The 23749-nt window shown below is 71.0% G+C and carries 21 protein-coding genes; 13 read left to right on the top strand and 8 right to left on the bottom strand.

The annotated features are described in order from the left end of the window. The first annotated feature begins 38 nt into the window (after positions 1–38). The 6 genes from ACWDO5_RS21280 to ACWDO5_RS21255 all read left to right on the top strand — a co-directional run bounded on the left by ACWDO5_RS21280 (position 39) and on the right by ACWDO5_RS21255 (position 4762). Complete coding sequence (locus ACWDO5_RS21280) at positions 39–380, top strand: hypothetical protein (protein WP_450531898.1); 342 nt, start codon at positions 39–41, stop codon at positions 378–380. Between the two features lie 28 nt (positions 381–408). Then, positions 409–1647 (top strand): NAD(P)/FAD-dependent oxidoreductase, encoded by a 1239-nt coding sequence (locus ACWDO5_RS21275; RefSeq protein ID WP_450531897.1) that lies wholly within the window; start codon positions 409–411, stop codon positions 1645–1647. Between the two features lie 61 nt (positions 1648–1708). Further along, entirely contained in the window at positions 1709–2074 is a 366-nt protein-coding gene (locus ACWDO5_RS21270) for an Rv2175c family DNA-binding protein (RefSeq protein WP_307664016.1), read from the top strand. A gap of 87 nt (positions 2075–2161) precedes the next feature. Next, a complete protein-coding gene (gene thiE, locus ACWDO5_RS21265; RefSeq protein ID WP_450531896.1) occupies positions 2162–2812 on the top strand; it encodes a thiamine phosphate synthase in 651 nt (216 codons plus the stop codon). A gap of 90 nt (positions 2813–2902) precedes the next feature. After that, on the top strand, positions 2903–3820 hold the full coding sequence (gene metF / locus ACWDO5_RS21260; protein ID WP_450531895.1) for a methylenetetrahydrofolate reductase [NAD(P)H]: 918 nt from the start codon (positions 2903–2905) through the stop codon (positions 3818–3820). Positions 3821–3871: 51 nt separating this feature from the next. Then, complete coding sequence (locus tag ACWDO5_RS21255; RefSeq protein WP_450531894.1) at positions 3872–4762, top strand: SCO2102 family sporulation regulator; 891 nt, start codon at positions 3872–3874, stop codon at positions 4760–4762. A 36-nt stretch (positions 4763–4798) separates the two neighbouring features. Here ACWDO5_RS21255 and ACWDO5_RS21250 read toward each other — a convergent pair whose 3' ends face one another. The 4 genes from ACWDO5_RS21250 to ACWDO5_RS21235 form a co-directional block, all read right to left on the bottom strand. Further along, complete coding sequence (locus tag ACWDO5_RS21250; RefSeq protein ID WP_450531893.1) at positions 4799–6286, bottom strand: phytoene desaturase family protein; 1488 nt, start codon at positions 6284–6286, stop codon at positions 4799–4801. Between the two features lie 521 nt (positions 6287–6807). Continuing rightward, positions 6808–7416 carry a TetR/AcrR family transcriptional regulator gene (locus ACWDO5_RS21245; RefSeq protein WP_450531910.1) on the bottom strand — a complete coding sequence of 203 codons (609 nt, stop codon included), beginning with the start codon at positions 7414–7416 and terminating at the stop codon, positions 6808–6810. Positions 7417–7453: 37 nt separating this feature from the next. Further along, complete coding sequence (locus ACWDO5_RS21240) at positions 7454–9541, bottom strand: YhgE/Pip family protein (protein ID WP_450531892.1); 2088 nt, start codon at positions 9539–9541, stop codon at positions 7454–7456. Continuing rightward, positions 9513–10316 carry an ATP-binding cassette domain-containing protein gene (locus tag ACWDO5_RS21235; protein WP_450531891.1) on the bottom strand — a complete coding sequence of 268 codons (804 nt, stop codon included), beginning with the start codon at positions 10314–10316 and terminating at the stop codon, positions 9513–9515. Before ACWDO5_RS21235 ends, ACWDO5_RS21240 begins: the two co-directional genes overlap by 29 nt. Before the next feature lie 155 nt (positions 10317–10471). Between ACWDO5_RS21235 and ACWDO5_RS21230 the strand changes: the two genes are divergently transcribed. The 3 genes from ACWDO5_RS21230 to ACWDO5_RS21220 all read left to right on the top strand — a co-directional run bounded on the left by ACWDO5_RS21230 (position 10472) and on the right by ACWDO5_RS21220 (position 12528). Next, positions 10472–11011, top strand: coding sequence for an SAV_6107 family HEPN domain-containing protein (locus ACWDO5_RS21230; RefSeq protein ID WP_450531890.1), 540 nt, complete (start codon positions 10472–10474; stop codon positions 11009–11011). Positions 11012–11120: 109 nt separating this feature from the next. After that, positions 11121–11879, top strand: a complete 759-nt coding sequence (locus ACWDO5_RS21225; protein WP_450531889.1) for a methyltransferase — start codon at positions 11121–11123, stop codon at positions 11877–11879. A gap of 250 nt (positions 11880–12129) precedes the next feature. Next, positions 12130–12528: a DUF3040 domain-containing protein gene (locus ACWDO5_RS21220; RefSeq protein WP_450531888.1), complete on the top strand. Its 399-nt coding sequence runs from the start codon at positions 12130–12132 to the stop codon at positions 12526–12528. Between the two features lie 132 nt (positions 12529–12660). Here the strand turns inward: ACWDO5_RS21220 and ACWDO5_RS21215 are convergent, their stop codons facing one another. The 4 genes from ACWDO5_RS21215 to ACWDO5_RS21200 all read right to left on the bottom strand — a co-directional run bounded on the left by ACWDO5_RS21215 (position 12661) and on the right by ACWDO5_RS21200 (position 18254). Continuing rightward, positions 12661–15111: a transglutaminase TgpA family protein gene (locus tag ACWDO5_RS21215; RefSeq protein ID WP_450531887.1), complete on the bottom strand. Its 2451-nt coding sequence runs from the start codon at positions 15109–15111 to the stop codon at positions 12661–12663. After that, a complete protein-coding gene (locus tag ACWDO5_RS21210) occupies positions 15108–16466 on the bottom strand; it encodes a DUF58 domain-containing protein (RefSeq protein WP_450531886.1) in 1359 nt (452 codons plus the stop codon). The genes ACWDO5_RS21215 and ACWDO5_RS21210 overlap by 4 nt, the downstream gene beginning before the upstream one ends. Continuing rightward, the gene (locus ACWDO5_RS21205; protein ID WP_450531885.1) at positions 16466–17512 is read right to left on the bottom strand and encodes an AAA family ATPase; all 1047 of its coding nucleotides are present in this window, start codon (positions 17510–17512) and stop codon (positions 16466–16468) included. The genes ACWDO5_RS21210 and ACWDO5_RS21205 overlap by 1 nt, the downstream gene beginning before the upstream one ends. Positions 17513–17711: 199 nt before the next feature. After that, a complete protein-coding gene (locus ACWDO5_RS21200; protein WP_450531884.1) occupies positions 17712–18254 on the bottom strand; it encodes a beta-class carbonic anhydrase in 543 nt (180 codons plus the stop codon). A gap of 404 nt (positions 18255–18658) precedes the next feature. On the opposite strand from ACWDO5_RS21200, the gene rsmH reads away from it, so the two are divergent. From rsmH to ACWDO5_RS21180, 4 genes are all read left to right on the top strand, one after another. Further along, complete coding sequence (gene rsmH / locus ACWDO5_RS21195) at positions 18659–19612, top strand: 16S rRNA (cytosine(1402)-N(4))-methyltransferase RsmH (RefSeq protein WP_450531883.1); 954 nt, start codon at positions 18659–18661, stop codon at positions 19610–19612. Further along, a complete protein-coding gene (locus tag ACWDO5_RS21190) occupies positions 19609–20244 on the top strand; it encodes an FtsB family cell division protein (RefSeq protein ID WP_450531882.1) in 636 nt (211 codons plus the stop codon). Before rsmH ends, ACWDO5_RS21190 begins: the two co-directional genes overlap by 4 nt. A gap of 4 nt (positions 20245–20248) precedes the next feature. Next, complete coding sequence (locus tag ACWDO5_RS21185) at positions 20249–22180, top strand: peptidoglycan D,D-transpeptidase FtsI family protein (RefSeq protein WP_450531881.1); 1932 nt, start codon at positions 20249–20251, stop codon at positions 22178–22180. Positions 22181–22196: 16 nt separating this feature from the next. Next, the coding region (locus ACWDO5_RS21180) for a UDP-N-acetylmuramoyl-L-alanyl-D-glutamate--2,6-diaminopimelate ligase (RefSeq protein WP_450531880.1) at positions 22197–23749 on the top strand (1553 nt) is incomplete at its 3' end.

Here is a 23749-nt window from a genome sequence, read left to right as displayed (position 1 = left end):
AACCCCAGTCCTCAACTCGCAGTAAGAGAGCCGCCGCTGTGACACGGTCGCTGGACGGACTTGTACTCTCGCCGGTCGCCGACCAGGCTCCGGGCCAGGTGGGGACCCGCACCCGGTTCACGTACCACGAGGAGGACGGCCGGATCTGGGCCGACTACGAGGGCGGCGACGTGGTCCGCGGCCACCTTGTGGGGACGCGGGAGGGCGACCGGTTGGACTTCCGGTACGTCCAGCTGAAGACGGACGGCCGGACGGCCTGCGGGCACTGCGTCTCGACTGTGGTCGAGCTCACGGACGGGCGAGTCCGCCTGGAGGAGACCTGGGAATGGGAGTCTCAGGAGGGCAGCGGGACGAGCGTTGTCGAACAGCCGATTACCTGACGGGACATCAGGTGCGTAAGGTTGTCGGATGAGCGAGCAGCAGGCAGCACAGGGCGGGCGGCGCGTGGTTGTCGTGGGCGCAGGGATGGCCGGTGTGCAGACCGCCGTGGCCCTGCGTGAACAGGGCTTTCCGGGCCCGGTCACAGTGATCGGCGCCGAACCCCACCAGCCGTACGACAGGCCCCCGCTCTCCAAGGCGATCCTGCTCGGCAAGGCGGAGGGGTCGGCCTTCGAGCTCGACTTCGAGGCGCTCGACATCGAACTGCGGCTGGGCTGCGAGGCGACCGGCGTACGCGCGCAGGCGCACGAGCTGGACACCGAGGCGGGACCCGTTCCGTACGACGTCCTCGTCATTGCCGGCGGCGCGGAGCCGATCACGCTGCCCGGCACCGAAGGAGTCCCGGGCGTCCATCTGCTGCGCACCCTCGACGACGCCGCCCGACTGCGCCCCGTCCTCGCGCGGCAGCACGACGTCGTGGTCGTCGGCGCGGGCTGGATCGGCGCGGAGTTCGCGACGGCCGCCCGCGAGGCGGGCTGCACGGTCACCGTCGTCGAGGCCGCCGACCGCCCCCTCGCGTCCGCCCTGCCCGCCGAGGTCGCCGCCCCGATGGCCGACTGGTACGCGGAGTACGGCGTCGAACTGCTCACTCACGCGCGCGTGGCCGACGTCGAGCCCGGCACGGTGATCCTCGCGGACGGCAGCAAGCTCCCGGCCGGGGCGGTGGTCGTCGGCATCGGCGCACGCCCCGCCACCGGCTGGCTCGCCGGCTCCGGCATCGCGCTGGGCCCGGACGGCGCAATCACCGCCGACGAGCATCTGCGCACCTCGCTGCCCGATGTGTACGCCGTCGGGGACTGCGCCTCCTTCCCGTCCGGCCGCTACGGCGAGCGGCTGCTCGTGCACCACTGGGACAACGCCCTGCACGGGCCGCGCACGGTCGCCGCCAATGTCGTCGCGAGCACACTGGGGCAGCCGCTGGAGGTCTACGACCCGGTGCCGTACTTCTGGTCCGAGCAGTTCGGGCGCTTTGTGCAGTATGCGGGCCATCACCCGGCCGCCGACACGAGGGTGTGGCGAGGCAATCCGGCGGACGCCGCCTGGTCGGTGCTGTGGCTGCGTGAGGGCGCCCTGGTCGCGCTCCTCGCGGTCGGCCGGGCCCGCGACCTGACGCAAGGGCGCAAGCTCATGCTGGCCGGCGCACGGCTGGATCCGGTCCTCGCCGCCGACCCCTCCGTCCCTCTGAAGGCGGCGGCTGTCCAGGGCTGAATGCGGGCTCCTGCCCAGGGTCCGGCTACCGACTGTCAGTCCGGGATGGCACGCTTGTCGTGTGACCGAGATTGACGCAAAGATCGATGCTCTCGTCCCCGCCTGGCTCCACCTTCCCGACATCGCGGAAATGCTCGATGTCGAGGTGACACGCGTGCGGCAGCTGGTCAAGGAGGGCCAGCTGATCGCCGTGCGCCGTGGTGAGAACCGCGCGCTTCAGGTGCCTGCCGCCTTCATCGACGGCAACAAGGTGGTCAAGGGTCTCGCCGGGACCCTGACGCTCCTGAAGGACGACGGCTTCACCGACGAAGAGATGCTTGAGTGGCTCTTCACCCCCGACCCGACCCTGCCGGGCACGCCCGCGCAGGCGCTCAGTGAGAATCGCGGCACGGAGGTGAAGCGCCGGGCCCAGGCGCTCGCCGTCTGACGTCCTGAAGACAACACACCGCGATGTGCGGGCGGGGGCCCAGCGGCCCTTGCCCGCGCACCGCCGACCCAACGGGGGGAAACACCCATGTCCACGGCTCGTGCGCTGCTGTCCGACGCCCGGCTCTATCTGTGCACGGACGCCCGCAAGCAGCAGGGTGACCTCGCCGGCTTCCTCGACGCCGTGCTCTCCTCGGGGGTCGACATCGTGCAGCTGCGCGACAAGGGCATGGAGGCGGCCGAGGAGCTGGAGCACCTCCAGGTCTTCGCCGACGCCTGCCGCAGGCACGGCAAGCTGCTCGCCGTGAACGACCGCGCGGACGTGGCCCATGCCATCGGCGCCGACGTGCTGCATCTGGGGCAGGGCGATCTGCCGGTCCCGGCCGCCCGCGCGATCCTTGGCGACGAGGTGCTCGTAGGCCGCTCCACGCACGCGGAGTCCGAGGTCGACGCGGCGGTCGCCGAGCCCGGCGTGGACTACTTCTGCACCGGTCCCTGCTGGCCCACCCCGACCAAGCCCGGGAGGTACGCCCCCGGGCTCGGTCTCGTGCGGTACGCCGCCGGGCTCGAGACCGACCGGCCGTGGTTCGCGATCGGCGGGATCGACGCGGGCAACCTCGACGAGGTGCTGGACGCGGGCGCGCGCAGGATCGTCGTCGTACGGGCGATCACCGAGGCCGACGACCCGGCAGCCGCGACGGCGTCCCTCGCCAAGCGGGTGCGGGAGCGCATTGGATAACTGTCCGAGGGGTGGACAGTAATCCGGCGAATTCGGACATATTCCCTTCATTCGGTTGGGTGACCGGCGCGCCCTGGATAACCTGCCGGTATGGCCCTCGGTACAGCTTCGACCAGGACGGATCGCGCACGGACTGTGCGCGAGCTTCTTGCGACCGGCAAAACGTCCTATTCCTTCGAGTTCTGGGCGCCCAAGACCGAGAAGGGCGAGCGGAACCTCTGGAATGCGCTCCGCAGGGTCGAGGCGGTCGCCCCCAACTTCGTCTCCGTGACCTACGGCGCCGGCGGCTCGACGCGCGCCGGCACGGTCAAGGCCACCCAGCAGATCGCCGCCGACACGACTCTGACGCCCGTCGCGCACCTCACCGCGGTGGACCACTCCATCGCCGAACTGCGCAACATGATCGGCCAGTACGCCGACGCCGGGATCCGCAACATCCTCGCCGTCCGGGGAGACCCGCCCGGCGACCCGATGGGCGAGTGGGTCAAGCACCCCGAGGGCGTGCGGTACGCCGCCGAGCTGGTCCGGCTGATCAAGGATTCCGGTGACTTCTGCGTCGGCGTAGCGGCCTTCCCCGAGATGCATCCGCGCTCGGAGGACTGGGACACCGACATCCGGCACTTCGTCGACAAGTGCCGGGCCGGCGCCGACTACGCGATCACGCAGATGTTCTTCCGGCCCGAGGACTATCTGCGGCTGCGCGACCGGGTCGCGGCCGTGGGCTGCGAGACCCCGATCATCCCCGAGATCATGCCGGTCACAAGTGTCAAGCAGCTTGAACGGTTTGCGCAGCTCAGCAATGCCGCGTTCCCGCCGGATCTGAAAGAGAGCATCCTCACCGCCAAGGACGATCCGGCCGCTGTACGCTCCATTGGCATCGAGTTCGCAACGGAGTTCTGCGCAGGACTGCTCTCCGAGGGAGTCCCCGGACTGCACTTCATTACGCTCAACAACTCCACGGCGACGCTCGAAATCTACGAGAATCTCGGACTGAACGAGCAGTCGTGATCGGTCGTACCCGCCCTGACCCGGGGCGACGGCCGAAGGAGAGGGGCGGGCATGGGCTGGACGGTCCTCTATATCGCTTTCGGTGTCGTCGCGCTGTGGCTGCTCGGTGAGGTGCTGCTGCAGTACAAGGCGCGGCTGCGCTGGCGGCTTCTCGCCTTCGTCGGATTCCTCGGCGTGGTCTTCGGCGTCCTGCTGCCCTCCGTCGTGGTGATCGCGGTCGGCGCGATCGCCTTCGCCGTCGGCCAGACGTATGTCACGCTCTCCTTCCGCCGCGGCTTCTCCACCGGCTGGGCGCTCGGCGGAAGCCCGGGCGTGAGCCGCCGCCGCAAGTCCGGCGCCAAGGCGGAGGCGGCTCCTTCGCGCGAGCCCTCGCTGGAGGTCACCGACCTCTCCTACGAGCCTGCCGCGTCGTACGAGCCCGACCACCCGCACGAGCCCGACCCGTACGAGCCCGACCCGTACGAGCCCGACCCGTACGAGCCCGCCGCGTCGGCGCCGCAGCCGGAGCCGGTCTACGAGCCGCAGCCGCTCCCGGACGACACCGGGCAGTACGGCGTGTACAGCGACGCCGCCTATGCGGCCCAGCAGCAGGACCGGAGCCAGAACTACGCCCAGTACGGCGCCGTGTACGACAGCCACTCCGGCTACGGGCAGCAGCAGCCGACGGGCCAGGACAGCTACGCCGGACAGTACGACTACGGGACCGGCCAGCAGCAGTACGCCGCGTACTCCGATCCGTATGTGGGCGGCCAGCAGTACAACACGTACGACAGTTACGGCGGCCAGCAGCAGTACGCCGACCCGTACGCCCAGCACCAGTACAGCGAGACGCCGCCCGGCGGGGTGTGGGTGCCGCAGCAGCGCGACGGCGAGCAGGAGGCGCCGCCGGTGCCGCAGGATCAGCCTTCCCCCTACGGCTACGACACCGGGTACAACGAGTAGCAGTACCGCTACTGACAGCCGGTTACTGGTATCTGGTTACTGGGAGCCGCGGAATTCCGCGCCCTCCACGATCAGCCCGGCCACCAGCGCCCCCGACATTCCCGCATGCGCAAGGCCGCCGCCCGGGTGCGCGCGGCCGCCCACCAGGTACAGGCCGGACAGCCGTGTGCTGTTCGCCGGATGCAGATAGCGCCCGCCGTCCCCGGCGAGCGCGGGCGCGGGCAGCGGTCCCGTCTCGGCAGGCGTCAGGGTCTCGTGCCACAGAAGGCGCTCGCGTATCTCGGGAACGGCCGCGGACGCGGCGTCGATCAGCACATCGGCGTACCCCTCGCGCAGCGACGTGTCGGTCCAGTCGACCGGGCTGCCGTGTCCCATGACCGTCGCGGAGAGGGTGACCGCCTCGTGCTCGTCGTCGGGGCGGGTGCGTGGATCGTCGGGCCGCAGCACCGTGACGGTGGGCCGCTCGGCCGTCCGTCCGCCGAAGACGGCGGCCGCCTCCGCCCCGGCGTCGGGGGAGTGCACCACGCTGAGGTGGACGGCCGATGCGGGCCGCGCCCCCCGCAGGGCGAGCAGCACGGTGAACCTCCCCGGCAATTCCCCGCCACCGGTGCCCTGTTGAGGCCGTACGTCTCCGTCCCGCCACAGCTCGTGCCCGACGAGATCCGGAGCCTCGGCGCCCGCCACCACATGGTCGGCCTCGGCGACGGTGCCCCCGGCGAGCTCGACTCCCGCCGCCCGCCCGTCCCTCTCGACGATCCGGGTCACCTCGGACCCGAACACGAACTCCACCTTCCGGGCCAGACACCGCTCGTAGACCGCGCGAGCCAGATCTCGCATGCCGCCCTCGACGTACCAACTGCCGAAGGTCTGCTCCATGTACGGCAGCAGGGCCGCGCCGGCCGGGGCGTGCCGGGGATCGAGGCCGTACGTCAGGGCGTACCCCTCGAGCAGCGCCGCAAGCCGCGGTTCGGCAAGCTCCCACGCGGCGACCTCACAGACCGTGGAGGCCTGCCGGGCGCGCAGCAGCCTGCGCTGACGCGGAGCGGGATACGGATCGCGCTCCAGCACCTGCCAGTCGGCCCGCAGAGGCTCTTCGAGCAGTGGCCGCCGGGAACGGTCCCAGGCGTCCCTGGCCCGCCCGAGGAACGCGCCCCACCGCTCGCCCGCTCCGGCACCCAGCGCGGCTTCGAGCGCGGTGACGACGCCGGCCCGCGAGGCGTTCGGCAGGGACACCTCGGTGCCGTCGGCGAACACATGCCGGCTCGATGGGTCCACCTGGACCAGCCCGACGCACCGCTCCAGCGGCTCCTTGCCGGTCTTGACGAACAAGTCCCGCCAGACGGCGGGCAGATGCAGCAGACCGGGGCCAGTGTCGAAGGCGAAGCCGTCGCGTTCGAACCGGCCCACCGCGCCGCCGTAGCTCGCCGAGCGTTCGTACACCGTCACCCGGTGGCCTGCCACAGCCAGCCGGGCGGCAGCCGCCATCGCGCCCATCCCGGCGCCGATCACCGCAATCCGTGCCATGTCCGAGACTTTATCGGCCCCCCGTGACCCCCCGGATCCCCGGCCGCCTTCGCGGCGCTGCACCGGCGATGACCAGCACATCGGTCCGAGAGGGAGTACGGACACGGACGCGATCGTAACCAGTCGGCCTGCCGGGCGGATGGGGATGAGCACGGACGGCTGAGTATCCGTACCTAGTGGGTGAGATGAGTACCCGCGCGGATGGGGTGTCACCTGTGTAGAAGGAAGAGTGGAGACCACGGAAGGGGCGCGGCGCCCGGACCGCCGACACGGGGCGGCGGAACGGCGCGGCTCCCCTGACGGAACGGGGGCGCACGACGGAGGGCCCGATGACCATGGCTCTCCGGCACCAGGGGGATACGGGGGCACGGGGGAACACGGGGGGTAACACGCCGGTCCGGCGGGGCTCGGGGGGATCGAGCCTCGCCGAACCGGCACTTCTGTGTCGTACGGGGCCTCTCACGTGGCCTCTGGCACGGCCCGCTCGGTCGGCTTCTCGTACGGCTTCTCGTAAGGGCCCTTCAGCGGCCGCTGACGCGGCCGTGCAGCAGCCGCGACAGGGCCGAGTGCACATCGTCCAGCGACCGCTCCGGCTGGAAGGCCTGCCAGTCCAGTGCCGCCACCAGAACCATCCCGACCAGCGCGGCCGCCGTCAGCGGAATGTCGATCTCCTCGCTCAGCTCGCCGTTCTCGACGGCTTCCCGCAGCACCGTCTCGACGACGGCGACCGCCTGCTGCCGTACGACGAGAAGCGTCGACTGCCAGGCCCTGTTGGTGCGCCACAGTTCGGCGACGTACAGCTGGGTGAAGGCCGGATAGCGGTCGATGAAGAGCAGACCGGCCCTGATCATCGCGTCCAGCGCCTCGACCTTGGTGCCACCGTGCTCCGCTGTCTCGTCAGCGGCGGACTGCAGCGAGGCGGTGAGCAGGCCGACGCCGTAGCGCAGAAGCTCCTCGAAGAGCTCGGTCTTGCTCTTGAAGTTGTAGTAGACCGTGCCCTTGGCGACCCCGGCGCGTTCGGCGATCTCGTCCACCGTGGTGGCGGAGAAGCCCTGCTCGGCGATGAGCGTCACCGCGGCCTCGTAGAGCTTTGCCCGGGTCGCCCGGCGTCTGGTGCTGGTGCTTTCCATGGCGTCCATGGCGTCGATTCTCACAGGTCCGCCCGGCTCACAGACTCAGCTCGGGGTGCAGACGGTCGAGCGTCCACACCTGCTTGCGCCGCGCTGACAGGGCGGTGAGCGCGAGCGCGCCCGCGGCGAAGGCGATCAGTACCGCGCACGCCTGCCAGACCGGGCCGAGTCCGCCGCCCGTGATGAGCCTGCGCAGCGCCTCGACGACGTAACTCATCGGGAGGAAGGGGTGGATGGCGTTGAAGAACCCTGGGCTGGTCTGGACGGGGTAGGTTCCGCCGGCCGAGGTCAGCTGGAGCATCAGGAGGGCGAGCACGAGGATCCGGCCCGCAGCCCCGAAGCGGGCGTTCAGCCACTGGATGATCGCGGCGAAGCAGCAGGCGACCAGGGCGAGGAAGCCCACTGTCCCGGCCGCGTACGCCATCTTCAGACCGAGGCCCCAGTGCAGAACGGACATCAGCGCGGCGACCTGGGCCAGGCCGATTGCGGCGACGGGCAGCCAGCCGGCCAGGGCGATCCGCCGGGCGGAGGCGACGGCGTCAAGGGCCCGCCCGTTCAGCGGCTGGATGATCATGTACGCGACCATCGCGCCCACCCAGAGGGAGAGCGGGATGAAGTACGGGGCGAAACCGGTGCCGTAATTGGGCGCCTTGTGCAGCGACTGGCTGGCCAGCTTGACGGGGTCGGCCATCACCTTGGTGCGGCGGTCGCGGTCCTTCTTGTTGTAGTCGGGGATCTTGTCCACGCCGTCGTTGAGCCCGCCGGCCAGCTCGGTCGAAGCGTCGGCGACCTTGAAGAGGCCGCCGTCCAGGTTGTTGGCGCCCTTCTTGAGCTTGCCGACGCCGCTGTCGAGGTCGGTCGAGCCGGTCTTGGCGCCGGCCAGTCCGGTGTGCAGTTTGTCCGCGCCCTGAGCGACCTTCTTGGCGCCCGAGTTGAGCTCGTTGATCTTTGCGACGGCGTACTCCAGGTCCTCGTCCAGGCGCGGCGATCGCTTGGCGAGGTCCGTCGCCTGCCGCTGCAGCGTGGCGAGATGGCCGTCCAGCTTCTTCAGATCGCCGTTGTTGTCCTTGACCAGAACCTTGACATCGTTGGCGATCTTGGCGACATCGGCCGCCGTGACCTTCGCGGTCTTGAGGTCGGAGCAGAGGGCCGGATCGGGCAGCGGGGCGTCCTCGCAGTGCGCCTTGTAGATACTGCTCAGCTTGTCGGCCGACTTGTGGGCAAGGGCCGCGCGGCCGGGCGCTGTCTTCACGAGGATGCCGAGGTTGCGGCGTACCGCCTGGGACGAATCGGCGACCAGGCGAGCCGTGTCGCCGATCACCGTGCCGTTGTCCTTGAGATAGGGACGGACGTCGGCGGCGATCTTGTTGACCTTGTCGGCGAGCAGCTGGGTGCCGTCGGCCACCTGCTGCGAGCCGGTCTCGAGGTCGCCCGCGCCCTTGCTCAGTCTGGTCAGGCCGCCGGCCAGCCTGCCGCTGCCGTCCTTGGCGTCCTTCAGGCCGTCCGCGAGGTCCTTGGAGCCCTCCTTCGCCCTGCCGACCCCGTCCTTGAGCTTGTCGGCCCCCTTCGCCGCCTTCTCGGTCGCATCATGGATGTCGGAGAAGGAGATGAAGATCCGGTCCAGGAAGGTGCGGGAGGTGTTGGTCGATGCGGCGGTGCGCACCTCCGAGAAGACCGTCCGCGAGATCTGACCGACGATGTAGTTGTTGGCGTCGTTCGTACGGACCTGAAGGGCGCCGGTCTCGGGGGAGTCGCCGGAGCTGGACGCGATGCGCTCGCTGAAGTCCTCCGGCATGGTCAGCGAGAGGTAGTACGCGCCGTCCTGCACGCCCTTGCGGGCATCGGCGGCGCTCACCTCGTGCCATTCGAAGACCTTGCTCTCGCGCAGGTTCTTGGTGATCTCGTCGCCCGCGGCGATCTTCTTGCCGGAGGCGGTGGCTCCCTTGTCGTCGTTGACGAGGGCGACGGGGATCTTGTCGAGCTGTCCGTAGGGGTCCCAGAAGGACCACAGGTACAGCGCGCCGTAGAGCAGCGGCAGCAGCAGGACCGCGACGAGTGCGTCGAGCGGCAGCTTTCCCCTGCCGAACCGCTTCAGCTCAAGCGCGGCCAGTCTCGGCGAGCGCATCGGCCGTCCCCTCCTCGTCGGTGGTGCTCTCGGTGGCGTCTTCGGTCGTCTCGGTGTTGTCGGACGTGCCGGTGCTCTCGACCGCGATCGTGCGGATGGCGGTCGTGTCCTCGGGCGCCTGGCTGCACACGGCGAGCACGGTCGTGCCGGCCTCGGCCACGGAGCGCAGCAGCTGCCAGGCCTCGTCCCGGTCGGCGTCGGAGAGCTTGAGGTCGGCGTCGTCGACGGCGAGCAGGCGGGGGCGGCCGATCAGCGCGAGGGCGACGTACAGGCGCAGCGCCTCCAGCCGTTCCAGATCGAGCACGGAGGTGCGCTTCTGCTTGGGGAGCGCGGCCAAGTCGAGTCCGGCTGCCTCGAGTGCTTTGTCGATACGGCTCCGGGCCGCCGCGGTCCTCTCGGCGCGCGGGCGCAGCAGGGCGCGCAGCGAGCCGTCGAAACGGCGCTGCAGCAGGGCCCGTTCGCGCAGATGCTCGGCGACGGTCAGCGCCGGGGCGAGCTCGCTGACCCCCGGCACCGGTCCGAGCGCGGTGATCCTGCGTACGGCCGCCATCTTGCGCGGCAGCGGCAGACCGCCGACCTCGGCACTGCCCTCGGCGGGGCGCATCCGGCCGGTGAGCGCGAGCAGCAGGCAGGTGCGGCCGGAGCCGGACGGGCCCTCGATCGCGATGAGTGAGCCGGGTTCCGCGTTGATGCTCACCGAGCGGAACGCCCAGCCGCGCGGGCCCTTGAGCCCGTAGTCCTCGGCGGTGACGTCCGCCCCGTGCGGGCTGTCCACGTACCCTCCCCCTTTTGCACTGACCAGTCAGTGCAAAAGCTACCCCCGAACCTACGATCGAAGCAAAAGTGCAGGTCAGAGCCGATTGTCAGTGGCGGCCCCCACGATGGACACATACGGCCACAGTGCCGTCACACGACGACAGGAGGTTCGTCATGGCCAGCTCCTACGCAGCAGCCGCACACCGGCGCCGCGCCACCGGCCCTGCCCCCTCACCGACCGGACCGGCAAACGACGTGCACCCCGTCCTGCGGCGGGCCTCGGCACCGCCCGCCGCCCTCGACCTGCTCGCCCAGGCCCGTACGGGACTGGACGAGGCCACCACTCTCGAAACGCCGAACGAGCAGTACGCCACCGCCCATCTGGCCGCCCTGCGCACGGCTGCCGCGGTGCTGGCCGCCCGCGGCCGCCCGGAGACCAGCGCACGCCGCAGGCAGAGGATCCGAAGCGCCTGGGAAGTCCTGCCGGAGATCGCGCCCGAACTGGCCGAATGGAGCGCCCTGTTCGCATCGGGCGCCCGGCGCAGGGCGCGCGCGGAGGCGGGCATACAGGGCGCGGCGAGCCGCCGCGACGCCGACGATCTGCTGCGCGACGCGGCCATGTTCCTGCGCCTGGTCGAGCGGCTTCTGGTGCTCCAGCCGGTGCTGCCGCGGCCGAGGGCCGAGCAGCCGGAGGCGGGGGACGCCGCAGGGTGAGGCGCAGGGGGCCGCCGGCGGTGAGACGGGGAGGGCTGGGGCGCCCGGCGGAGGCAATAGGGTGGACTGAGTCTTCAACGTATTCGCACCGTCCGAGGAGTCAACTGCCGTGTCGGACCTGATGCGCCCCCGCGCCTCCCTCCGTACCGCCGTGGTCTGGGACGTCCTCAAGGGCGCCCTCGACCGCCGGGTCAAGGCGAGTGGGACGGACGCCCTGGACGTCCTCGACACCGGCGGCGGCAGCGGCTACTTCGCGGTGCCCGTCGCCCAGCTCGGGCACCGCGTCACCGTGGTCGACCCCAGCCCGAACGCACTCTTCGCGCTGGAGCGCCGGGCCGCTGAGGCCGGTGTGGCCGACCGGGTCCGCGGGGTCCAGGGCGACATCCACGGCCTGTTCGACGTCGTCGAGCGTGGCGGGTACGACGCGGTGCTGTGCCACGGCGTCCTTGAGTACGTGGACGACTCCGCCGAGGGCGTACGCAACGCGGTCGACGCGCTCCGTCCGGCCGGCGCCATCAGCCTGCTCGCCGCCGGGCTCGGCGGGGCCGTCCTGGCCAGGGCGCTGGCCGGGCACTTCACCGAAGCCCGCCGAGCGCTCACCGACCCCGAGGGCCGCTGGGGTGACGGTGACCCGGTGCCGCGCCGCTTCACCGCCGAGCAGCTCACCGAGCTCGTCGCCGAGGCCGGTGTCGAGGTGCGTGCCGTGCACGGCGTAAGGGTCTTCGCCGACCTGGTCCCGGGCGTTCTGGTGGACACCGAACCCGGCGCCCTGGAGGCGCTGCTCAAGCTGGAGGCGGCGGCGGCCGAGCTGCCCGCCTTCCACTCCGTCGCGACTCAGCTGCACGTTCTGGGCGAGAAGCGGGGCTGATCAGCGGCGCAGCCGCACATGGAGTACGCCACAGACCCCCCGATAGTGGGCTTCGCCCCGTATGATCGGAGGACACCATCCGGCATGACGGATCGGAGGTTGGGGAATCTACGCCTCAGCACCCAAGCCGCCATGGCGGCCCGGACTGGCGAATTGGCGTAGAGGGCGGGTTTCACGGGGGCGATTCCCTGCCTATCCTGAAAGGGCCGCTTACCGGTCGCCCCCCGCGGCCGACAACTAGGAGGACTCCGTGCCGCTCTCGGAGCACGAGCAGCGAATGCTCGAGCAAATGGAGCGAGCGCTGTACGCCGAAGATCCCAAGTTCGCGACAGCGCTTGAGGGAAGCGGGCTGCGTACATACACCCGGCGACGGGTCTACCAGGCAGTCGTCGGCTTCCTGGTGGGTATCGCGCTCCTCATGGCTGGAATGGTTGCGCAGCAGATCTGGATCAGCGTGGTGGGGTTCCTCGTCATGCTGGGCTGTGCGGTGCTCGCGGTCACCGGATGGCGCAAAGCGCCCAAACCAGGTGAGCAGCAGACCCTGGGGGACACGGCAGCTCCCGATCGCCGACATCCCCGTCGGCGCAGGTCGATGATGGACCGGATCGAGCAGCGGTGGCAGCGCCGCCGCGACGAACAGGGCCAGTGAACCGCATTATCAAAACGTGCTGAAACGGTGAGGGGCAACGCTCAAGAGCGCCGCCCCTCACCGTTTCTCGTTCAGCGCCTCGAGCGGGAGTCGGGCCGGGCTCGCGCCCGGCCCGCTGCCGTCAGACCAGCGTCAGCCTCGCTGCCGGGATGCGCGGCGCAGGATTCCGGACCACCGGCCGGCCGACCACCGGCTTCCCGACCACCGGTCAAGACGCCAGCGGCGCACGCCCCACCGGTCCGTAACGGACGCCCAGCGGGCCGACAGGGCCCACACCACTCGGACGGTGGAGCGGGGCGCGAGCAGTGCCCACAGCCGCACACCGCGGCTCACCTCGGCCCCGAGCCCGGCCCGGATCTGCTCGGCGTCATCCGCCAGCCCCGTGCCCGGCCGGGGCTCCGGCGCGTACAGCACCTGCTCCACCGCACTCGCCACCCGGTGCACGGCGTCGGCCGCCTCGCCCTCCAGCCGTCCGAGCCGGACGATGCGGGCAGCGGCCTTGCGCGGCGTCTGCGATTGGTCGGGCAGGATGCCGTGGTCCCACGCCGTATCGGAGATCTCCTGCCAGGCCGCCAGCGTCCGGTCCGCCGCGTCCGCGGACGTACGCCCGCCGGAACCGAGGCGTCGCGCACGCACCCTGATCCGCCACAGCATCGGCAGCAGCGGCACCAGCACCACCGCCACCGCGGCCAGGCTCACACCCAGCACGATCCCCAGCGGGGTCCCGGGGTCGGCCGGCGGCAGGATCTCCTGCGGAGCGGCCGCGCCGCACTCGCCGAGCCGCCTTGCCTGCGCCGGGCAGCTGTCCGACACCGAAGGCGCCGCCGACGGCGCTGCCGAAGCGCTGGTCTCGGGCTGTGTCGGGTTGGTGGCCCCGCCGGACGGTGACTCCGGGCGCGTGTAGTCGGGCGCGGAGCCCCGGCTCGGGGTCGGCTCGAACCGCGTCCACCCCACGCCCTCGAAGTACAGCTCCGGCCAGGCGTGCGCATCGCGCAGTCCGACCGACATGGTGCCGTCCGACCGCGGGGAGCCGGGAGTGAAGCCCACCGCGACCCGCGCCGGGATGCCCAGCGTCCTGGCCATGGCGGCCATCGAGAAGGAGAAGTGGACGCAGAAGCCCTGCTTGTCCCTCAGGAAGCGGGAGATCGCGTTGACGCCCGTGCCCGACCGCACCTGGGTGTCGTAGCGGAAGCCGCCGTCGATGGCGAACCAGTCCTGGAGCTTGACCGCCCGCTCGTAGTCGTTCGTGGCGCCCTTGGTCACCGCCGTCGCGGTGTTCCTGACCACGTCGGGAAGCGCATCGGGCACCCGGGTGTACTCGCGCAGCAGCTCGGCGGGCGGGGCAGGCGCGTTTGCCAGCTGATCCGGCGTCGGCTTCACCAGCAGGCTGGTGACGGAGTACTGCGCGCCACGCGTGGTCTGACCACGGTCACCCACCAGGGTCCGGCCGGCCGGCTCGTAGCGCCAGCGTCCGCTGATCTGTACCTGCGTCGCCGGGTAGGGGAGCGGCAGCCAGCTCTGCCTGTACGAGCCCGCGGCCGAGATGTTCGTCTTGATCTCGGTGACGCCTACGGACTGGCTCAGGCCGTCCGGCTGCGGAAGCCGGTCCGGCACGTCCTTGACCTTGCGCTCCGAGGACTTCCACGCCGTCCCGTCGAACTGGTCCAGCGCGACGATCCGCAGATAGAGGTCCTTGGTGTCCGTCGCGTTGGTGCGGTACCGGATGACCTCGCGGTCCTCCGGCTGGTTGAGGCTGTCCTGCAGCGAGACCAGCGGGTTCACCGCGGAGATGGTGCCGCCGCCGGAGCCCGCGCCGCTCCCGCTGCCCGGGCTGCCCAGCAGCCCGCCGTCCAGTGCGGGCAGAGCCGCCGGGACCACGAGCGCGACGCCCAGCGCGAGCGCGCCGATCCGGCGGCCCGTACGAACCGGAGCCAGGGGATCGCCGCCCGCCGAGTCGAACCCGGCCGGGGTGCGTCCCTGCCCTGCCGCGGCACCGCCGAAGACACGGCCCCACTGGGAGAGCCGGTCCCGGCCCTCGGCCAGCAGGAGCAGTAGATATCCGGAGGCCGCGAGCAGGAACCACATCCAGCTCGCGCCGCCGGACAGGCCCGCGGCCACCGAGTACAGCGCCAGCAGCGGCAGCCCGGCCGGGGCGGCACTGCGGAACGTCACCGCGAGCGCGTCCACCGCCAGGCCGATCAGCAGCACCCCGCCGATCACCATGATCCTGATGCCGTCGGTCGCCGGTGCCGGGATCGCGTACTGCCCGACGTCCTCGCCACCCGCGTTCAGCAACGTCCCGAACTGCTGGAACGCCTCGGGACCCGGCAGCACGCCGAGAATCGCCTGGCTCCGGGCGAAGACCACGGTGAGCAGCAGCAGCATGACGAGCGCCTGCACCGTCACCGTCAGCGGCTTGGCCAGCGGCACCCGCCGGGCAAACGCGCCCACCCCGCTCTGGATCGCCAGCAGGAACGCCGCCTGCACCATCCAGCTCGCCGGATCGACCAGCGGCAGCATCGCGCCCGCCGCCATCAGGGTGGCGGCGTAGGCACAGAGGGCCAGCCGTCCGCGACCGCTCATGACCAACTCCCAGAGAAACCGTTCGTACCACTGCTGGGCGACTCGCTGCGCTCCCGGCCAGCCTGTTGCCACAGGTCGGAGAGAGGCGTCCCGGGCCGGACGGACAGGGCCGTCCAGCCCGCCTCGCGCAGCAGCCTCAGCCGGTCGTCGACCGCCCCGGCCACCGCGCCGCTCGTCACCCAGGTCCCGCTGTCCAGGACGAAGGCGACGGCCGCGCCGCTGCGCTGCCGCATGCGGGCCGCCAGGGCAGCCTGCTCCTCGTCCAGATCGCCGAAGAAGGCGACCAGCAGTCCTTCGTTCCCGCCGCGGAGCACGTCGTACGAGCGGGAGAGCCCGGCCTCGTCGGAGTGGTCGATGACCGCGAGCGCGTCCATCATCAGACCCGCGGAGTCCGCGGACTCCTGGGTCGACCCGGCGAAGCCGTCGGCGCTCTCACTGGGCACCGAGCTTCCGGTGTCCGTCAACAGCCGGACGGCGAAGCCCCGTTCCAGCATGTGCACCAGGGCCGAGGCCGCGCCCGACACCGCCCACTCGAACGCCGAGTCGGGACCCGCGCCCTCATAGGCGATCCGCCGGGTGTCGAGCAGCACTGTGCACCTGGCCCGCTGCGGCTGCTCCTCGCGGCGCACCATCAGCTCGCCGTAGCGCGCGGTGGAGCGCCAGTGCACCCGGCGCAGATCGTCGCCGTAGCGGTAGTTGCGCGGGATCACGTCGTCGTCGCCGGCCAGTGCCAGCGAGCGGTGCCGTCCGTCGCCGTACCCCGCGGCCTCGCCGGCGAGCCGCACCGGCGGCAGCGCCTCGGTCCGCGGAACGACGGTGAGGGTGTCGTACGCGCTGAAGGAACGGGTCAGTTCGCACATCCCGAACGGGTCGCTCAGCCGCAGCTGCAGCGGCCCGAGCGGATAGCGCCCGCGCAGATCCGAACGGACCCGGTACGACACCTCGCGCCGGCCGCCCGCTTCCACCCTGTCCAGCACGAACCGGGGTCGCGGCCCCAGCACGTACGGCACATGGTCCTGGAGCATCAGCAGCCCGGTGGGCAGCCGCGAGACGTTGTCCATGCGCAGGTGGACCCGCGCCTCGGATCCCGCCGGCACCCGCGAGGGCGAGAGTCGCCGGCTGCCCGCGACCCGGTAGCGGGTGCGGTACAGCACGGCCACACTGATCAGCGGCAGCACGGCCAGCAGCAACCCGACGCGAAGCAGGTCGCCCTGCCCGAGGACATACGCGCACACCGCCGCCGCCACGCCGGCCGCGAGGAAGGAACGCCCGCGTGTGGTGAGCCCGCCCAGGGCCGCCCGCACTCCGCTCGTGTCCTTGCCTTCCGCCGAGGCGGGGTCCCCGGCCGACGACATCACAGCCGCCGGGCGCCGGGCTGCTGGCCGTAGAGCGGCGCCTGGGCCGGCCGGCCCGGGACATAGACGCTGTCCGAGCCGCCGGCCGTGGGCACCGGGGTGCGCTGCATGATCTCCAGTACGACCTGCTCCGCCGTACGCCGGTTCAACTGGGCCTGCGCGGTGGGCAGCAGCCGGTGCGCGAGCACCTGCACGGCCAGTGCCTGGACGTCGTCCGGCAGGGCGTAGTCACGGCCGCTGAGCGCCGCCGAGGCCTTCGCGGCACGCAGCAGATGCAGCGTGGCGCGTGGGGATGCGCCCAGTCTCAGGTCCGAGTGGCTGCGGGTGGCCGCCACCAGCTCCACGGCGTACCGCCGGACGGAATCGGCGACATGGACCGTACGCACAGCGTCGATCAGCTTCACGATGTCGTGGGCGTGGGCCACCGGCTGCAGATCGTCGAGCGGCGAAACCCCGCCGTGCACATCGAGCATCTGCAGCTCGGCGTCCGCGCTCGGATAACCGATCGACACCCGTGCCATGAAGCGGTCCCGCTGCGCCTCCGGCAGCGGATAGGTGCCCTCCATCTCCACCGGGTTCTGGGTGGCCACCACCATGAAGGGGCTCGGCAGTTCGTACGTATTTCCGTCAATGGTGACCTGGCGCTCCTCCATCGACTCCAGCAGCGCCGACTGCGTCTTGGGCGACGCGCGGTTGATCTCGTCACCGATCACGATCTGGGCGAAGATCGCGCCCGGTTTGAACTCGAAGTCGCGCCGCTGCTGATCGAAGATCGACACACCGGTGATGTCGGACGGCAGCAGATCCGGCGTGAACTGGATACGCCGCACCGAACAGTCGATGGATCGCGCCAGCGCCTTGGCCAGCATTGTCTTGCCCACGCCCGGCACATCTTCGATCAGCAGATGCCCCTCGGCGAGCAACACTGTCAGCGAAAGCCGTACGACCTCAGGCTTGCCCTCGATCACACCCTCCACCGACCTGCGGACACGCTCCGCTGTGGTGGTCAGATCTGTGAGGCTCGCTCGATCGTCATAGGTCGTCACCCGGCCCTCCTCGGCCCGTTCTACGGGCCGATGCTCTTCAGACGGCCCGGCCCACCCCGAAACACGGACACCGTCCCCGGAAGGTTCCGGAAGGTGTCACACACGCATTCTTGTTGCCGTTACCGCGTCGTGTCACTCGCCTGTGGATAAGTGAGAGGGAATTGTCGGCGTTGCCCTGCTTTGTCCGGTGTGTGAGCGGTCACTCAGCGGGGTCGATCTCCCGCAGCAGCCCCTCCGTCACATCGAACACAAAGCCCCGGACGTCGTCGGTGTGCGGCAGGAACGGTGAGGTGCGCACTCGCTGCATCGATTGCCGTACGTCTTGATCGACATCACGGAACGCCTCCACCGCCCACGGCGGCCGCTGCCCCACCTCGTCCTCCAGCTCGTGCCGGAAGTCCTCCGTCAGACTCTCCAGACCGCAGGTGGTGTGGTGGATGAGTATGACGCTGCGAGTGCCGAGCGCCCGCTGGCTGATGGTCAGCGAGCGGATCACATCGTCCGTGACCACGCCGCCGGCGTTCCGGATCGTGTGACAGTCGCCCAGCTCCAGCCCGAGTGCGTCGTGCAGATCGAGCCGGGCGTCCATACAGGCGACCACGGCCACCTGCAGCACGGGGCGGGCGTCCATCCCCGGATCCTGGAAGCCGGCGGCGTAGCGCTGGTTCGCCTCGACGAGACGATCGGTGACCGTGCCGCCGGAACGCACTGCGTCGGCAGGTTGGTGCGCGGAAGTCGACATGAAGATGACGGTAATGGGCCCAGGCCCGCGAAGCTCGCTGTGAGGGGGAAAAAAGAACGTCAATGCGCCTTGTTGTGACCTAACCCACATGCGTGATGCGGTCGCGTCCGTACGAGTGACGTCTCCGCGCCCGCGGCCCGTCCCCGCACGCCCCGCGCGACGCGCCAGCCGGTTGATTGACCGGAAGGACGTGTGGACTAAAGTGACGCGCAGTTCACGGACACTTCCAACACAGCTTGTAATTTTCGATGTTTCCCCGCGTGTGCGGCGTACCTGCGGGCGGGGACCCGGCCGTACGTACCCCCCGCGCCGGACCTGAGAGGGCGCATGAGCGAGCGCAGCGAGCGAATCATTAGAAGCCGTGCGCCTGGCGAATGTCGCCCCGAGCCCTGCGAGGGGCGCGCATGAGCCAGACCCGACACGTCCCGGTGATGCTCCAGCGGTGCCTGGACCTGCTGGCCCCGGCGCTGGACCGGCCGGGCGCGGTGGTCGTCGACTGCACCCTGGGTCTCGGCGGACACAGCGAGGCCCTGCTCACGCAGTTCCCCGAGGTACGCCTGGTCGCACTCGACCGGGACAAGGAGGCGCTGCGGCTGTCCGGCGAACGGCTCGCCCCCTTCGGCGACCGGGCCACCCTGGTGCACGCCGTCTACGACGAGCTCCCCCAGGTCCTCGAGCGCCTGGAGATCCCCCGCGTTCAGGGCATCCTGTTCGACCTCGGCGTCTCCTCCATGCAGCTCGACGAGGCGGACCGCGGATTCGCGTACGCCCAGGACGCCCCGCTCGACATGCGCATGGACCAGACGACCGGTGTCAGCGCGGCCGAGGTCCTCAATACCTACCCCCCGGGCGAGCTGGTCCGGATCCTGCGCATGTACGGCGAGGAGAAGCAGGCCAAGCGAATCGTCTCCGCGGTCGTACGGGAACGGGAGAAGGAACCCTTCCGTAACAGCGCCCGGCTCGTCGAGCTGATCCGCGACGCACTGCCGCAGGCCGCCAAGCGCACCGGCGGCAACCCCGCCAAGCGCACCTTCCAGGCGCTGCGCATCGAGGTCAACGGTGAGCTGACCGTCCTGGAGCATGCCATCCCGGCCGCGGTCGGCGCGCTCGCCGTCGGCGGCCGCATCGCCGTCCTGTCGTACCACTCCCTCGAGGACCGGCTCGTCAAGCAGGTCTTCGCGGCCGGCGCGGCCAACACGGCGCCGCCGGGTCTGCCGGTCGTCCCCGAGGAGTACCAGCCGCGGCTCAAACTGCTGACCCGCGGCGCCGAGCTGCCGACCGAGGAAGAGGTCGCCCAGAACCGCCGCGCGGCGCCCGCGCGGCTCAGGGGAGCGCAGCGCATCCGGGAGGACGTGTGAGCGCAGCGGCCAAGCAGCTGAAGGGGCGGGCCGCGCGGCTCGCCGGGCTGATGCCGTCGAGGCCGAGCAGCGCAGCCCGCACCCCCTTCGTCCTGCTGGTCGTGGTGCTCCTCGGCGGCGGCCTGATCACGCTCCTGCTGTTGAACTCCTCGCTCAACCAAGGCTCGTTCAAGCTGAGTGAGCTCAAGCGGAAGACCACCGAACTCACCGACGAGCAGCAGGCGCTGCAACGGGATGTGGACAGCTACTCCGCCCCCGACGCACTGGAGCGGCGGGCCCGCGAGCTCGGCATGGTGCCCGGCGGCAGCCCCGCCTTCCTCGACCCGGACGGCACGGTCCGCGGGGTGCCCCGCCGGGCCACCGGGCAGCCGATCCCGGTTCCGTCAATCATGGAGATCCAGGACCCGGTCACCCCGCCCCCGGCCCCCTCGCCCTCACCGTCCCTCGCGGCAACCCCGTCGTCCCCGGCCACCACGCCCCCGGCCGCCGCGCCCCCGGCCACCACGCCGCCTGCCGCGCCGCAGTCGCAGCAGTCCGCGCCCGCCCGCAAGCCCGCGCCGTCCGCGCCCACCGGGGCGGCCAAGCCGTCGAGCCCGCCCGCGAAGCCGACCCCGACGACCCCCGGCAGGTGACGCAGTGCCCCACAAGCAACCTCCGCGCCGGCGGGTGCCACGTCCTGCCCGGCGGCCGCCCGCCCGACCGGGGTCCCGCCGCCCGCGCACCCGCCCGCGCACCATCAGGCTGGGCAGCCCCCGCCCCCGGCTGCGCCTGGTGAGCCTCGGCCTGACCCTGGTGATGCTGGCCTTCGTCGTACGCCTCCTCCAGGTGCAGGCCGTCGACGCGAGCGCGTACGCCGCCAAGGCGGAGAAGAACCGCTACCTCAGCCACAAGCTCACCGCGGAGCGCGGGGAGATCACCGACCGGGCGGGCATCGCCCTGGCCACCAGCGTCGACGCGTACGACATCACCGCCGACCCGGCGCTGTTCACGCCGAAGGAGAGCAAGGCCCCCGACGCGCCGGAACGGGCGGCCGCGCTGCTCGCCCCGATCCTCGGCAAGGACGCCGCCGAACTCGCCAAGAAGCTCAAGACCCCGGGGTCCCGCTACACCGTGCTGGCCCGCGGCCAGACCCCTCAGGTCTGGAACCAGATCAAGGACCTCAAGGGCGTCTTCGCCGAGAAGGCCGCGGCCGACAAGCGCAAGGGCGGCCCCGGCGCCAATGTGCTGCTCGGCGTCTTCCAGGAGCCGAGCAGCAAACGCGTCTACCCCAACGGCGATCTCGCCGCCGGGATACTGGGCTTCGTCAACGCCGAGGGCCGCGGAGGCGGCGGCGTTGAGTCCATGCTCGACAAGACCCTCGCCGGCCAGGACGGGCAGATCACCTACGCCCAGTCCGGCGGCCGCCGCGTCCCCACCGCGGGCTCCCGCGAGGTTCCCGCCGTCCCCGGCTCCGACATCGAGCTGACCATCGACCGGGACATCCAGTGGGCGGCCCAGCAGGCCATCAGCAACCAGGTGAAGAAGTCCAAGGCCGACCGCGGCTACGTGATAGTGCAGAACACCCAGACCGGTGAGGTCCTCGCCATGGCCAACGCGCCGGGCTTCGACCCCAACGACCTCACCCAGGCCAACTCGGCCGCCATGGGCAACGCCGCACTCCAGGACGCGTACGAACCGGGCTCCACCGCCAAGGTGATGTCCATCGCCGCCGTGCTCGAGGAGAAGGCCGCCACGCCCAGCACGCACGTCGTCGTCCCCAACCGGCTGCACCGCGGCGACCGGCTCTTCAAGGACGACATCGACCACCCCACTTGGTACCTCACGCTCAACGGCGTACTGGCCAAGTCCAGCAACATCGGCACTATCCTGGCCACCGGCCAGCTCGGCAAGACGCAGTCCGAGGCCAACGCGGTGCTCCACTCCTATCTGCGCAAGTTCGGCATCGGCAGCCCGAGCGGTATCGGCTATCCGGGCGAGACGCCCGGCATCCTCGCCAATCCGCAGGACTGGTCCACCTCGCAGCAGTACACGATCCCCTTCGGCCAGGGGCTCTCCCTCAATGCCATGCAGGCGGCCTCGGTCTACTCGACGATCGCCAACGGCGGCGTACGTATCGAGCCCACCCTGATCCGCGGCACCAAGGGGCCCGACGGCCGCTTCACCCCCGCGCCCGCCCCCGAGAAGACGCGCGTCGTCAGCCAGCAGACCGCCAGGACGCTGGCCACCATGCTGGAGTCGGTCGTCGACGACGAGGAGGGCACCGGCACCAAGGCCCGAATCCCCGGCTACCGCGTCGCGGGCAAGACCGGCACGGCCAACCGCGTCGACCCGGAACTGGGCCGCTACAAGGGCTACACCGCCTCCTTCGCCGGCTTCGCGCCCGCCGACAAGCCACAGATCACCGTCTACTGCGCCATCCAGAACCCCACCAAGGGCAGCTACTTCGGCGGTCAGATCTGCGGCCCGATCTACCAGAAGGTCATGGAGTTCGCCCTGAAGACCCTCCAGGCCGCCCCGACCGGCGCCGACCCCGCCCGGTTGCCCGTCACCTTCAAACCCGGCCAGTGACCCGGAGGAAGAATCAGTGACAACGATCACCTCCGATTCCGGGAACCGGCCGGACCACGGTGTTGCCCGGGGCCCCTCACTTCGCCCCGGGCCGGGTGCGCCCGGTACGCTCACCGCCGTGTCGCACGCTGATCAGTACCGAACCGCCCAGCAGGACGCCCCCGCGAAACAGCCGGGAGCGCCCCGTCCGGACCGGCCCCGCCCGACATCACTCGGGGAGCTGGCCGCCCGGCTGGGTGCGAAGGCTGCGAGTCCCGACAAGGTCACCGGTGAGGTCACCGGCATCACCCACGACTCGCGGGCGGTACGCCCCGGTGACGTGTACGCCGCCCTGCCCGGCGCCCGCCTCCACGGCGCCGATTTCGTCGCGCAGGCCGCGGACCTCGGGGCGGCCGCGATCCTCACCGACCCGACGGGCGCCGAGCGCGCCGCGGCGACCGGCCTGCCGGTCCTGGTCACCGAGAACCCGCGCGGCCACATGGGCGAGCTCGCCGCGGAGATCTACGGACAGCCCGGCGAGGCCCTGCTCCAGATCGGTATCACCGGCACCTCCGGCAAGACCACGTCGGCGTACCTCGTCGAAGGCGGGCTGAAGGCGGCGGGCCGCAGCACCGGTCTGATCGGCACGGTCGAGATGCGGATCGGCGACGAGCGCATCAAGTCCGAGCGCACCACCCCCGAAGCCACCGACCTCCAGGCCCTGTTCGCCGTCATGCGCGAGCGCGGTGTCGAGGCGGTCGCCATGGAGGTCTCCAGCCACGCCCTCGTGCTGGGCCGGGTCGACGGCTGCGTCTTCGACGTCGCCGTCTTCAACAACCTCAGCCCCGAGCACATGGAATTCCACTCCGGCATGGAGGACTACTTCCAGGCGAAGGCGCAGCTGTTCACGCCGAAGCGCAGCAAGCTCGGGGTCGTCAACTTCGACGACGAGTACGGCCGCAGGCTCATCAAGGAGGCGTCCGTCCCGGTCACCACCTTCTCCGCCGAGGGCCACCCGGATGCCGACTGGCGGGCCGAGAACGTGGAAATCAGCGCGGTCGGCTCGATCTTCACCGCGGTCGGTCCGGGTGGCGAGCGGATCCGCGCCGAGGCCCCGCTGCCCGGCCCGTTCAACGTCGCCAACACTCTGGCCGCCGTCGTCACCCTCGCCGTCGCCGGGATCGACCCGCAGACCGCCGCCGACGGCATCGCCGCCGTCCCCGGCGTACCGGGCCGCCTGGAGCGTGTGGAGGCGGGCCAGCCGTATCTCGCCGTCGTCGACTACGCCCACAAGACCGACGCCGTCGAATCGGTCCTGCGCTCCCTGCGCAAGGTCACCGAGGGCAAGGTGCACATCGTCCTGGGCTGCGGCGGCGACCGGGATGTGACCAAGCGCGGCCCGATGGGCGCCGCCGCCGCCCGCCTCGCCGACACCGCCGTACTGACCTCCGACAACCCCCGCTCCGAGGACCCCCTCGCGATCCTCGCCGCGATGCTCGCCGGCGCCGCCGAGGTGCCGTCCAACGCGAGACGCCAAGCGAACTCCTGGGCAGAGTGGCGGCCACCGCAAACACCCTCCTCTTTGTCCCC

This window comes from Streptomyces sp. NPDC000880 (assembly GCF_053599675.1).
The sequence above is the reverse complement of the archived record's forward strand: the minus strand, read 5'-3'. Positions and strand labels throughout refer to the sequence as shown.

What these genes read in the sequence shown, in the direction of transcription:
- ACWDO5_RS21215 (WP_450531887.1), bottom strand. Translation starts at nt 15,111, where the DNA reads ATGAGCGGTCGCGGACGGCTGGCCCTCTGTGCCTACGCCGCCACCCTG.
- ACWDO5_RS21255 (WP_450531894.1), top strand. Translation starts at nt 3,872, where the DNA reads ATGGGCTGGACGGTCCTCTATATCGCTTTCGGTGTCGTCGCGCTGTGG.
- metF (WP_450531895.1), top strand. Translation starts at nt 2,903, where the DNA reads ATGGCCCTCGGTACAGCTTCGACCAGGACGGATCGCGCACGGACTGTG.
- ACWDO5_RS21245 (WP_450531910.1), bottom strand. Translation starts at nt 7,416, where the DNA reads ATGGAAAGCACCAGCACCAGACGCCGGGCGACCCGGGCAAAGCTCTAC.
- ACWDO5_RS21230 (WP_450531890.1), top strand. Translation starts at nt 10,472, where the DNA reads ATGGCCAGCTCCTACGCAGCAGCCGCACACCGGCGCCGCGCCACCGGC.
- ACWDO5_RS21275 (WP_450531897.1), top strand. Translation starts at nt 409, where the DNA reads ATGAGCGAGCAGCAGGCAGCACAGGGCGGGCGGCGCGTGGTTGTCGTG.
- rsmH (WP_450531883.1), top strand. Translation starts at nt 18,659, where the DNA reads ATGAGCCAGACCCGACACGTCCCGGTGATGCTCCAGCGGTGCCTGGAC.
- thiE (WP_450531896.1), top strand. Translation starts at nt 2,162, where the DNA reads ATGTCCACGGCTCGTGCGCTGCTGTCCGACGCCCGGCTCTATCTGTGC.
- ACWDO5_RS21240 (WP_450531892.1), bottom strand. Translation starts at nt 9,541, where the DNA reads ATGCGCTCGCCGAGACTGGCCGCGCTTGAGCTGAAGCGGTTCGGCAGG.
- ACWDO5_RS21200 (WP_450531884.1), bottom strand. Translation starts at nt 18,254, where the DNA reads ATGTCGACTTCCGCGCACCAACCTGCCGACGCAGTGCGTTCCGGCGGC.
- ACWDO5_RS21250 (WP_450531893.1), bottom strand. Translation starts at nt 6,286, where the DNA reads ATGGCACGGATTGCGGTGATCGGCGCCGGGATGGGCGCGATGGCGGCT.
- ACWDO5_RS21210 (WP_450531886.1), bottom strand. Translation starts at nt 16,466, where the DNA reads ATGTCGTCGGCCGGGGACCCCGCCTCGGCGGAAGGCAAGGACACGAGC.